Raw genomic sequence first — 11,980 nt, 5'->3', positions numbered from 1 at the left:
TATGAAGAATAAGGACCGTTATCTAATCATCGACGGCTACAATATGATTGGCCACAGTACGGCTTTGTCTAATCTTGCAAAAGAAAATTTAGAAGAAGCAAGAGAGAAGTTATTACTGGCCATTGGTAATTACAATGCGACTGTGGCAGACGAAGTCATTTGTGTTTTTGATGCATATGAACAAGAAGGTACTGAAAGCGAGTTCTATTATCATGGTGTAAGAACGATATTTACGAAAGAAAACGAAACAGCTGACAGCTTTATTGAGCGCTTTGTATATGGGTTATATGACAAACATACAACCCATATTGCGGTTGTGACGAGTGATCTGAGCGAACAGCACGCTATATTCGGAACAGGTGCATACCGTATTTCATCCAGAGAAATGTGGCAAAACATCAAATTAAGCGAAGCAAGTGTCAGTTCGACCATGAAGACGTTCAATAATAACAAACCGCGTACACGTATTCAGCTTTCTGACGAAGTGTTATCAGAATTTGAAAAAATCAGAAGAGGAGACAATGAAAAATAAGTTTTCTGTATCTTGCTTATTTGATAAGCAGTCCGCTATGATAAGTTCACTTTTATGAAAGGATAGAACTTACAGCGATGCAGAAAACTCCATTTCCTCAAGACATTGTCCCTTTAATACAACTTGTACAAGCACAGGATGCACAAGCAATGCATAAGCTGCTGAAAAAGCTGCACCCTGAAATTTGCAGGCGTGTTATGCATACATCAATTGCACCGCATGATTGCGAAGACTTGTTGCAAGATATCTCCATAAGAATCAGCAGAAATATTCATCACTTTAAAATCATCGAAGCGACACCCTTCGAGCATTACTTCAATCGGCTTATCAAAACATCTAAGTATGATTACTACCGAAAGCAAGAGCGTTTAAAACTTCAGCAAGATCACTTAATTGAAGAAGCAAAAAGTGTTTACTGCAGTGCGCGTCCTTCAATAGAAGAACAGCTTATTTTAAAAGAGCGTATAGAAATTCTTATGGACTGCTGCAAGAAATTAAGCAAATTAGAGCAAGAAGTAGTACAATATATGTTGGATGATTATTCCCCAAGTGAAACAGCAAAAGCGATGGGCATTAGTGAAAAAACGGTTTATAATGCATTGCACCGAAGTAAAACGAAGCTGCGCAAAATGCATGAATTATTGGATAGTTAAGTGCATTTCGTTACACTTATAGATACAAAGTACAATTCACTAGACGTTTGACAATTTGAGGGTTTCTTATGTATAGTTAGTGAGTATTTAATATAGGTAAGGTGAAGGTATTATGAAGAAAGTCCCGCTCAACTGTGAAATTTGCGGCAATAGAAACTATACCGTACCAAAAAACAGCAACCTTGCAGAAAGACTCGTGTTGAAGAAGTATTGCAAAAAATGCAATGCGCATACAATACACAAGGAATCGAAGTAATTGCTCTTAAGGCCAAGATGAAATTAATGATTAATTGGAGGTACGACAATGGCTGAAGATAAAAACAAAACACCGAAAGAAAGTTTCTTCAAAGGCGTTATATCTGAGATGGAGAAGACGAGCTGGCCGACTGGACCAGAACTCGTAAAATATACAACTATTGTAATTGTTACAGTAATATTTTTCTTAATCTTCTTCTATGCCTTAGATTTGGGAATCGGTAGATTAATAGAATTAATTAGTTAATGAGGAGTGACAGCATGTCTGAAGAAGTTGGAGCAAAGCGTTGGTATGCCGTGCATACTTACTCTGGCTACGAAAATAAAGTTAAGAAAAATTTAGAAAAACGTGTTGAATCAATGAATATGACAGAACAGATTTTCAGAGTTGTCATACCGGAAGAAGAGGAAACACAAGTTAAAGACGGTAAAGCGAAGAAATTAACGAAAAAGACATTCCCTGGTTATGTATTAGTGGAATTAGTCATGACAGATGAGTCTTGGTATGTCGTAAGAAATACACCAGGTGTTACAGGCTTTGTCGGTTCAGCAGGTGCTGGATCAAAACCTAACCCGCTGCTGCCGGATGAAGTTCGCTTTATTTTGAAACAAATGGGAATGAAAGAAAAAACTATCGATGTAGAAGTCGAAGTCGGAGAGCAAGTACGTATCAAGTCCGGCCCATTTGCCAACCAAGTCGGTGAAGTACAAGAGATTGAAGCAGACAAATTTAAACTTACAGTATTAGTAGATATGTTTGGCAGAGAAACTCCTGTAGAAGTAGAGTTTGATCAAATCGAAAAATTGTAATGCAATTCAGGTATTGATTTTACATTTTTTCAATGATATAATATTATGGTCGTGCTTTGGAAGAAGGCGGCCATTTCGTCACGAAATGTTTTAAGAGTGGGAGGGCAAAACTGAGCCCTGTGACCACATCACGATATCAAGGAGGTGCACATCGTGGCTAAAAAAGTAGAAAAAGTAGTTAAATTGCAAATTCCTGCAGGTAAAGCGAACCCAGCACCACCAGTTGGTCCAGCATTAGGTCAAGCAGGTGTGAACATTATGGGATTCTGTAAAGAATTCAACGCGAGAACACAAGAACAAGCAGGTTTAATCATTCCGGTAGAAATCAGTGTATATGAAGACCGTTCATTTACATTCATTACAAAAACTCCACCGGCTCCAGTACTACTTAAAAAAGCAGCTGGCGTTGACAAAGGTTCTGGTGAACCTAACAAAAACAAAGTTGCTACAGTAACTAAAGATCAAGTACGTGAAATCGCTGAAACAAAAATGCCTGACTTAAACGCGGCAGATATTGAAGCGGCAATGCGTATTGTCGAAGGTACTGCACGTAGTATGGGTATCACTGTAGAATAATAGCGTACTTATAAGCAGCTCAATACAAATTGAGTACTTATTAAACGAAAACGAATAACAATTAGAAACTTGAAACAAATGCGGCAGATGACAAATAAGTGAATCCAATGAAACATGTTGCGAACAATTATGGCGTCATCTGCTCTTAACTTGCGATAGCAAGTAATGTGGGAGGACATTCCGCTAAAACCACTAAAGGAGGAAAATATAAATGGCTAAAAAAGGTAAAAAGTATCTAGAAGCTGCTAAAAAAGTTGACCGTAATGAATATTACGGTGTTGAAGATGCAATCAGCTTAGCTAAAGAAACTAGCGTTGCAAACTTCGATGCTTCTGTTGAAGTAGCATTCCGTTTAGGTATCGATACTCGTAAAAACGACCAGCAAATCCGTGGTGCAGTAGTATTACCGCACGGAACTGGTAAAACTCAACGTGTATTAGTATTCGCGAAAGGTGATAAAGCGACTGAAGCTCAAGAAGCTGGCGCAGATTACGTAGGCGAATCAGAATACGCAACTAAAATCCAACAAGGCTGGTTCGATTTCGATGTAGTAGTAGCTACACCGGACATGATGGGCGAAGTTGGTAAATTAGGTCGTGTATTAGGACCTAAAGGTTTAATGCCTAACCCTAAAACTGGCACAGTAACAATGGACGTTAAAAAAGCGGTTGAAGAAATCAAAGCAGGTAAAGTAGAATACCGTGCTGAGAAAGCTGGTATTGTCCACGCTTCAATCGGTAAAGTATCATTCAGTACTGAAGACTTAGTTGAAAACTTCAAAGCGTTGCAAGACGTTTTGACAAAAGCTAAACCAGCTTCAGCTAAAGGTACTTACTTCAAGTCTGTTGCAGTGTCAACTACAATGGGCCCTGGTGTTAAAGTAGATACTTCAAGCTTCAAACTTTAATATATAAATGAAACTAAGAACTAGAGAAAATGCTAAAGTTGCACAGTGCCAATCGTATAGATTCATATCTGCAAGACTTTAAAAATATTTTCTCTAGTTTTTTTAAAACATATTGACATATTACATCGTAACAGTTATATTTATTGATGTGATTATTTTACCTAAGACAGTAGGAGTTAGAAATAACTTAAAATAATAATCCTACCGAGGCTAAAATTGACTTGAACGTGAACTATGAAACTTTCAAGCACTTTTTGCCGTGGGGTGAAAGTGCTTTTTTTATTGGGTAAGGCTCAAATAAAAAGCACCGAACAAAATTTATATGGAGGTGTCTAAATGTCTGGAATTATTGAAGCTAAAAAACAATTAGTTGACCAAATCGCTGATCAACTTAAAAATTCTGTTTCAACAGTAATCGTAAATTACCGTGGTTTAACAGTAGCTGAAGTAACTGAATTACGTAAACAATTACGTGAAGCAGGTGTTGAGTACAAAGTTTACAAAAACACTATGTTACGTCGTGCTGCAGAACAAGCGGGAATTGAAGGTATTGACGAATTCTTAGTAGGTCCTACTGCTATTGCAACAGCTACTGAAGACGTAGTTGCTCCTGCAAAAGTTATCGCTGGATTTGCTAAAGAACACGAAGCTTTAGAAATTAAAACAGGCGTGATGGACGGTAGTGTTATCTCAGCAGAAGAAGTTAAAACTGTTGGTTCTTTACCATCTCACGACGGTCTTGTATCTATGTTACTTTCTGTATTACAAGCTCCTGTACGCAACTTCGCTTATGCAGTTAAAGCAGTTGGCGAATCAAAAGAAGAAGAAAGCGCTGAATAATCAGTACGCACAAATAATTATTTAAAAAATGGAGGAAATATATAATGGCTAATCAAGAACAAATCATTGAAGCAATTAAAGAAATGTCAGTATTAGAATTAAATGACTTAGTAAAAGCAATCGAAGAAGAATTTGGTGTAACTGCAGCAGCTCCAGTAGCAGCAGCAGGTGCAGCAGGCGGCGGAGACGCAGCAGCAGAAAAAACTGAATTTGATGTTGAGTTAACTTCAGCTGGATCATCAAAAATCAAAGTTGTTAAAGCTGTTAAAGACGCAACTGGCTTAGGATTAAAAGACGCTAAAGAATTAGTAGACAACGCTCCTAAAGTAATCAAAGAAGCTTTACCTAAAGAAGAAGCTGAAAAACTTAAAGAAACATTAGAAGAAGTTGGCGCAACTGTAGAATTAAAATAATTCTATTTAAACAGCCAATAACTAAATGAAAAGAGAACGAGGCTAATTACCATTGTTAATATCGTGAAACATCGTTTCACAGCCTGAATTCTTTGAGAAATGAAAACCCCGTTATTGAGTTAACGGGGTTTTTCTAATGAGTGCAGTTCAATTTTGAATAAAAGGTATTTATAGCAAAACACTGATGTTATGTGTATCCTTAGAGTAAAGGGTGTGCTTGCCTTTATTTAGAATGAAACAAACAGGCTCAAATGATTTCTAAAGAGAAGCAATGAGGTGTAAGTATGAGTCATTATTATGACAAGGATCCAAATGTTGAAAGTCATAAAGAGACGTTTAAATACCATTATCATCAAAATGAATTGAATCTCGTGACAGATGCCGGTGTATTTTCAAAAGGAAAAATCGACTTCGGTTCGGATTTGCTTGTGCGTACGTTCTTAAAAGAACATCCGCCAGGACCGAGCAAAACCATTGTTGATGTCGGCTGCGGCTATGGCCCAATCGGATTGATGATTGCAAAAGTATCACCGCATCATCAAATTATCATGTTGGATGTGAACCACCGTGCACTGGATCTAGCAAAAGAAAATAGTGAAAAGAACCATATTGATAATGTCACTATTTTAGAGAGCGATGGTTTAGCTGAAGTTCAGGACAATTCATGCGACATGGTTGTGACGAATCCGCCAATCAGGGCAGGAAAGTCAGTGGTCCATGGTATTTTAGAAGATGCATATGAGAAGTTGAAGGCAGACGGCGAGTTGTATGTTGTGATTCAAAAGAAACAAGGCATGCCTTCAGCGAAAAAGAAAATGGAAGCTGTTTTTGGGAACGTTGAAACCCTGACTAAAGAGAAAGGGTATTATATTTTAAAAAGCAAGCGTTAACCATTGACAACCATATGAGTTTCTGATATAGTTATAGAATGTAAAAATTTATGTTCAAGAAGTGTGTACTTTTACGTATAAAATAACAAAGTAAATCTTTAATAACACAGAATAGAAAATGGTGTCATCGGGTGTGCTGCCGTTTTCTTTTTGTCTTGTTACCGTTTTGTTTATTTTATAATGTAAGAGACATTCGAACAATTTTTGAGGGGTGAATCTGTTTGGCAGGTAAATTTGTCCAATATGGAAGACATCGTAAACGTAGAAATTACGCGAGAATTTCTGAGGTTTTAGAATTACCAAACCTTATTGAAATTCAAACTAAATCTTATGAATGGTTCTTAAAAGAAGGCTTATTAGAAATGTTTAGAGACATTTCTCCAATCGAAGACTTCACAGGCAACCTTTCTTTAGAATTTGTAGATTATAGATTGGGTGAACCGAAATACGATTTAGAGGAATCTAAGAACCGCGACGCAACTTATGCTGCACCTCTTCGTGTCAAAGTGCGTCTTATTAACAAAGAAACAGGAGAAGTGAAAGACCAAGAAGTCTTTATGGGTGATTTCCCATTAATGACAGATACTGGTACTTTCGTAATTAATGGTGCGGAACGTGTTATTGTTTCGCAATTAGTACGTTCTCCATCCGTATACTTCAATGAAAAAATAGATAAAAACGGTCGCGAAAACTATGATGCAACAGTTATTCCTAACCGTGGTGCTTGGTTAGAGTTTGAAACTGATGCAAAAGATATTGTTTATGTGCGTATCGACAGAACAAGAAAATTACCGTTAACTATATTATTACGCGCGCTAGGCTATTCAACTGATCAATCAATTATTGATTTATTAGGCGATAATGAATACTTGCGCAACACATTAGAAAAAGACAGTACTGAAAATACTGATCAAGCTTTATTAGAAATTTACGAACGTTTACGCCCTGGCGAACCACCTACAGTAGAAAACGCGAAAAGCTTGCTTTATTCTCGTTTCTTCGATCCAAAACGCTATGATTTAGCAAGTGTTGGTCGCTATAAAATGAATAAAAAACTTCATTTAAAACATCGTTTATTCAACCAAAAATTGGCTGAACCGATTGTTAATACTGAAACAGGTGAAATTGTTGCTGAAGAAGGCACAGTTTTAGACCGTCGTAAACTAGACGAAATTATGGATGTTTTAGAATCTAATGCAAACATCGAAGTAGATGAATTAGATGACAGCATCGTTAACGAACCTGTTGAAACACAATCAATTAAAATCTATGTACCTAACGATGAAGAAGGCCGTACAACAACAGTAATCGGCAACGCATTCCCTGATTCAGAGGTTAAATGCATTACACCGGCTGATATTGTTGCTTCAATGTCTTACTTCTTCAACTTATTGTATGGTGTAGGTCAAACTGACGATATTGACCACTTAGGCAACCGTCGTTTACGTTCAGTAGGCGAATTATTGCAAAACCAATTCAGAATCGGTCTTTCAAGAATGGAACGTGTGGTACGTGAAAGAATGTCTATCCAAGACACTGATTCAATTACACCACAGCAATTAATCAACATTCGTCCGGTAATTGCATCTATCAAAGAATTCTTTGGAAGCTCTCAATTATCACAATTCATGGACCAAGCGAACCCATTAGCAGAATTAACACACAAACGTCGTTTATCTGCATTAGGACCTGGTGGTTTAACACGTGAACGTGCCCAAATGGAAGTACGTGACGTGCACTATTCTCACTATGGCCGTATGTGTCCAATCGAGACACCAGAGGGTCCGAACATTGGTTTAATCAACTCGTTATCAAGTTATGCACGTGTTAACGAATTCGGATTTATCGAAACACCATATCGTAAAGTAGACCATGACAAAAATGCGGTAACGGATCAAATCGATTACTTAACTGCTGATGAAGAAGACAGTTATGTCGTTGCCCAAGCGAACTCTCGTTTAGATGACGAAGGTCATTTCTTAGACGAAGAAATCGTTTGTCGTTTCCGTGGTAACAACACAACTATGGATAGAGAGAAAATGGACTACATGGACGTTTCTCCTAAACAAGTTGTTTCTGCTGCGACAGCATGTATCCCATTCTTAGAAAACGATGACTCTAACCGTGCGTTAATGGGTGCGAACATGCAGCGTCAAGCGGTACCATTGATGAACCCTGAATCTCCATTTGTAGGTACAGGTATGGAACATGTTGCTGCACGCGACTCAGGTGCTGCAGTTATCAACAGACATTTCGGTCGTGTTGAACATGTTGAATCAAACGAAATTAAAGTTCGCCGTATCATTGAAGAAGATGGTCAAGAATATGATGGCGAAGTAGATACGTATAGATTAGCTAAATTCAAACGTTCTAACTCAGGTACATGTTATAACCAACGTCCGATTGTTAAAGTCGGAGATGTTGTATCACAAGGCGAAATCTTAGCTGACGGTCCTTCTATGGAACTTGGCGAGATGGCACTTGGACGCAACGTAGTTGTAGGTTTCATGACATGGGACGGTTATAACTACGAGGATGCTGTAATCATGAGTGAACGTCTTGTTAAAGACGACGTTTACACTTCAATTCATATCGAAGAATATGAATCAGAAGCACGTGATACAAAATTAGGACCTGAAGAAATCACACGTGATATCCCGAACGTTGCAGAAAGCGCACTTAAAAACCTAGATGAACGCGGTATTGTTTATGTAGGTGCAGAAGTTAAAGATGGCGACATCTTAGTTGGTAAAGTAACACCTAAAGGTGTCACTGAATTAACTGCTGAAGAACGCTTATTACATGCAATCTTTGGTGAAAAAGCACGTGAAGTCCGCGATACTTCATTACGTGTACCACATGGTGCAGGCGGTATTGTTTTAGATGTTAAAGTCTTCAACCGCGAAGACGGCGACGATTCATTATCTCCAGGTGTAAACCAACTTGTACGTGTTTACATCGTTCAAAAACGTAAAATCCACGTTGGGGATAAAATGTGCGGTCGTCACGGTAACAAAGGTGTTATCTCTAAGATTGTTCCTGAAGAAGATATGCCTTACTTACCAGACGGAACACCTATTGACATCATGTTAAACCCATTAGGTGTACCATCACGTATGAACATCGGACAAGTACTTGAATTGCACTTAGGTATGGCGGCTAAAAACTTAGGTATTCATGTCGCATCACCAGTATTCGATGGTGCCAACGATGATGATGTTTGGTCTACAATCGAAGAAGCAGGTATGGCAAGAGATGGTAAAACTGTATTGTATGATGGACGTACAGGCGAACCATTCGATAACCGTATTTCTGTTGGTGTAATGTACATGTTGAAACTTGCACACATGGTTGACGACAAATTACATGCGCGTTCAACTGGACCATACTCACTTGTTACACAACAACCACTTGGCGGTAAAGCTCAATTCGGTGGACAACGTTTCGGTGAGATGGAGGTATGGGCACTTGAAGCATATGGTGCTGCATACACATTGCAAGAAATCCTAACTTACAAATCTGATGACACTGTAGGTCGTGTAAAAACTTATGAAGCGATCGTTAAAGGTGAAAACATCTCTAGACCAAGTGTTCCGGAATCATTCCGCGTATTGATGAAAGAATTACAAAGTTTAGGTCTTGATGTTAAAGTCATGGATGAAGATGATAAAGAAATTGAAATGTCAGATATGGATGATGATGATGTGAACGAACATAAAGTGAACATCCAACAATCTTCAATCCCTGAATCTCAAAAAGAAATCACTGACTAATATATTTCAATGTTCAATAAGCAAATAGCGTAATGTTTAAAATTCAAATATCATAAGGCAGCATTAGGCAATGTACTGCATTGCCTTTATGCACCTTTAATATTTTTCAATTTATTGATCATTTATCAATCAAATAGCACAGCTAATCTAAATTGAAGGAGGTAGGCTCCTTGATTGATGTAAATAATTTCCATTATATGAAAATCGGCCTTGCTTCACCTGAAAAGATTCGTTCATGGTCATACGGTGAAGTTAAGAAACCTGAAACAATCAACTATCGTACTTTAAAACCTGAAAAAGATGGTTTGTTCTGCGAAAGAATTTTCGGACCTACAAAAGACTGGGAATGTAGTTGCGGTAAGTACAAACGTGTACGTTATAAAGGTATGGTTTGTGACCGTTGCGGTGTTGAAGTAACTAAATCAAAAGTACGTCGTGAAAGAATGGGCCATATTGAACTTGCGGCACCTGTATCACACATTTGGTACTTCAAAGGTATCCCAAGCCGTATGGGTCTATTATTAGATATGTCTCCAAGATCATTAGAAGAAGTCATTTACTTCGCATCTTATGTTGTGGTTGATCCAGGCCCAACAGGTCTTGAGAAAAAATCATTGCTTTCAGAAGCAGAATACAGAGATTACTATGACAAATTCCCTGGTCAATTCGTAGCAAAAATGGGTGCTGAAGGTATCAAAGACCTATTAGCAGAAATTGACTTGGATGAAGAGTTGAAAGAGTTGCGTACTGAATTAGAGTCAGCTACTGGCCAAAGATTGACACGTGCAATCAAACGTTTAGAAGTAGTTGAATCATTCAGAAACTCTGGTAACGAACCTTCATGGATGATTTTGGATGTACTTCCGATTATCCCGCCAGAAATCCGTCCAATGGTTCAATTAGACGGCGGACGTTTTGCGACAAGTGACTTAAACGACTTATACCGTCGTGTCATCAACCGTAACAACCGTTTGAAACGTTTATTAGATTTAGGTGCACCTGGCATCATCGTTCAAAACGAAAAACGTATGCTGCAAGAAGCAGTAGACGCATTAATCGATAACGGTCGTCGCGGTCGTCCAGTTACTGGTCCGGGTAACCGTCCATTAAAATCACTTTCACACATGTTGAAAGGTAAACAAGGTCGTTTCCGTCAAAACTTATTAGGTAAACGTGTTGACTACTCTGGTCGTTCAGTTATCGCTGTTGGTCCAAGCTTGAAAATGTACCAATGCGGATTACCTAAAGAAATGGCGTTAGAATTATTCAAACCTTTCGTAATGAAAGAATTAGTTCAACGCGAAATCGCAACAAACATCAAAAATGCGAAAAGTAAAATCGAACGTATGGAAGATGAAGTATGGGATGTTTTAGAAGATGTAATCAGAGAACACCCAGTACTTTTAAACCGTGCGCCTACACTTCACAGATTAGGTATCCAAGCTTTCGAACCAACATTGGTTGAAGGCCGTGCGATTCGTCTGCACCCATTGGTTACAACAGCGTACAACGCTGACTTCGATGGTGACCAAATGGCTGTTCACGTACCTTTATCTAAAGAAGCACAAGCAGAAGCACGTATGTTGATGCTTGCAGCACAAAACATCTTGAACCCTAAAGACGGTAAACCAGTTGTTACACCATCACAAGATATGGTACTTGGTAACTATTACCTTACTTTAGAGCGTGAAGATGCTGTGAATACAGGAGCTATCTTCAATGACGCTAATGAAGTCTTGAAAGCTTACCAAAACGGTTACGTACACTTGCATACACGTATCGGTGTACACGCAGGTTCATTCCATAACCCTACGTTCACAGAAGAACAAAACAGTAAGATTCTTACAACAACAGTTGGTAAAGTAATCTTCAACGAAATTATTCCGGATTCATTTGCTTACATTAATGAACCATCACAAACAAACTTAGAAGACAAAACACCTGATAAATACTTCGTCAGCGCGAGCGAATTAGGCGAAGGCGGCTTGAAAGCATACTTTGAAGAACAAGAACTTGTTGATCCGTTCAACAAAAAATTCTTAGGAAATATCATCGCAGAAGTGTTCAATCGCTTCAGCATTACTGATACTTCTATGATGCTTGACCGTATGAAAGACTTAGGTTTCAAATTCTCTTCTAAAGCAGGTATCACTGTTGGTGTATCTGACATTGTGGTATTACCGGATAAACAAGAAATCTTAGACGAACACGAAAAATTAGTTGAACGTGTTCAAAAACAATATAACCGTGGTTTAATCACTGAAGAAGAACGTTATAATGCTGTCGTTGAAATTTGGACAGATGCTAAGGATGAAATTCAAGGCAAATTGA

The 11,980-nt window shown here is 38.3% G+C and carries 12 protein-coding genes and 1 other annotated feature; all 12 genes read left to right on the top strand.

Features of this window, described 5'->3' with window-relative positions; translation table 11 throughout:
- Position 1: 1 nt before the first annotated feature.
- Positions 2–532 (top strand): NYN domain-containing protein, encoded by a 531-nt coding sequence (locus C7N65_RS12275; protein WP_105994728.1) that lies wholly within the window; start codon positions 2–4, stop codon positions 530–532.
- Between the two features lie 77 nt (positions 533–609).
- Positions 610–1,185: an RNA polymerase sigma factor gene (locus C7N65_RS12270; protein ID WP_105994727.1), complete on the top strand. Its 576-nt coding sequence runs from the start codon at positions 610–612 to the stop codon at positions 1,183–1,185.
- Positions 1,186–1,297: 112 nt separating this feature from the next.
- Positions 1,298–1,441: a 50S ribosomal protein L33 gene (gene rpmG, locus C7N65_RS12265; RefSeq protein WP_105994726.1), complete on the top strand. Its 144-nt coding sequence runs from the start codon at positions 1,298–1,300 to the stop codon at positions 1,439–1,441.
- Positions 1,442–1,489: 48 nt separating this feature from the next.
- Positions 1,490–1,687 carry a preprotein translocase subunit SecE gene (gene secE, locus C7N65_RS12260; RefSeq protein ID WP_105994725.1) on the top strand — a complete coding sequence of 66 codons (198 nt, stop codon included), beginning with the start codon at positions 1,490–1,492 and terminating at the stop codon, positions 1,685–1,687.
- A gap of 14 nt (positions 1,688–1,701) precedes the next feature.
- A complete protein-coding gene (gene nusG / locus C7N65_RS12255) occupies positions 1,702–2,250 on the top strand; it encodes a transcription termination/antitermination protein NusG (RefSeq protein ID WP_012664220.1) in 549 nt (182 codons plus the stop codon).
- A gap of 153 nt (positions 2,251–2,403) precedes the next feature.
- The gene (gene rplK / locus C7N65_RS12250) at positions 2,404–2,826 is read left to right on the top strand and encodes a 50S ribosomal protein L11 (RefSeq protein ID WP_002481326.1); all 423 of its coding nucleotides are present in this window, start codon (positions 2,404–2,406) and stop codon (positions 2,824–2,826) included.
- Positions 2,827–3,037: 211 nt separating this feature from the next.
- Entirely contained in the window at positions 3,038–3,733 is a 696-nt protein-coding gene (rplA, locus tag C7N65_RS12245) for a 50S ribosomal protein L1 (protein WP_105994724.1), read from the top strand.
- 142 nt (positions 3,734–3,875) lie between these two features.
- Positions 3,876–4,022: a sequence feature (ribosomal protein L10 leader region), on the top strand.
- 47 nt (positions 4,023–4,069) lie between these two features.
- The gene (gene rplJ, locus C7N65_RS12240) at positions 4,070–4,573 is read left to right on the top strand and encodes a 50S ribosomal protein L10 (RefSeq protein ID WP_105994723.1); all 504 of its coding nucleotides are present in this window, start codon (positions 4,070–4,072) and stop codon (positions 4,571–4,573) included.
- Positions 4,574–4,617: 44 nt separating this feature from the next.
- A complete protein-coding gene (gene rplL, locus C7N65_RS12235; protein ID WP_002481329.1) occupies positions 4,618–4,986 on the top strand; it encodes a 50S ribosomal protein L7/L12 in 369 nt (122 codons plus the stop codon).
- A gap of 284 nt (positions 4,987–5,270) precedes the next feature.
- Positions 5,271–5,876, top strand: a complete 606-nt coding sequence (locus C7N65_RS12230; RefSeq protein ID WP_105994722.1) for a class I SAM-dependent methyltransferase — start codon at positions 5,271–5,273, stop codon at positions 5,874–5,876.
- 221 nt (positions 5,877–6,097) lie between these two features.
- Positions 6,098–9,649: a DNA-directed RNA polymerase subunit beta gene (rpoB, locus tag C7N65_RS12225; RefSeq protein WP_105994721.1), complete on the top strand. Its 3,552-nt coding sequence runs from the start codon at positions 6,098–6,100 to the stop codon at positions 9,647–9,649.
- Between the two features lie 197 nt (positions 9,650–9,846).
- Positions 9,847–11,980 (top strand): DNA-directed RNA polymerase subunit beta' (gene rpoC, locus C7N65_RS12220; protein WP_199790695.1); only part of this gene is annotated, 2,134 nt, incomplete at its 3' end.

Source organism: Staphylococcus simulans, from assembly GCF_002994445.1.
GTDB lineage: Bacteria > Bacillota > Bacilli > Staphylococcales > Staphylococcaceae > Staphylococcus > Staphylococcus simulans_B.
The sequence above is the reverse complement of the archived record's forward strand: the minus strand, read 5'-3'. Positions and strand labels throughout refer to the sequence as shown.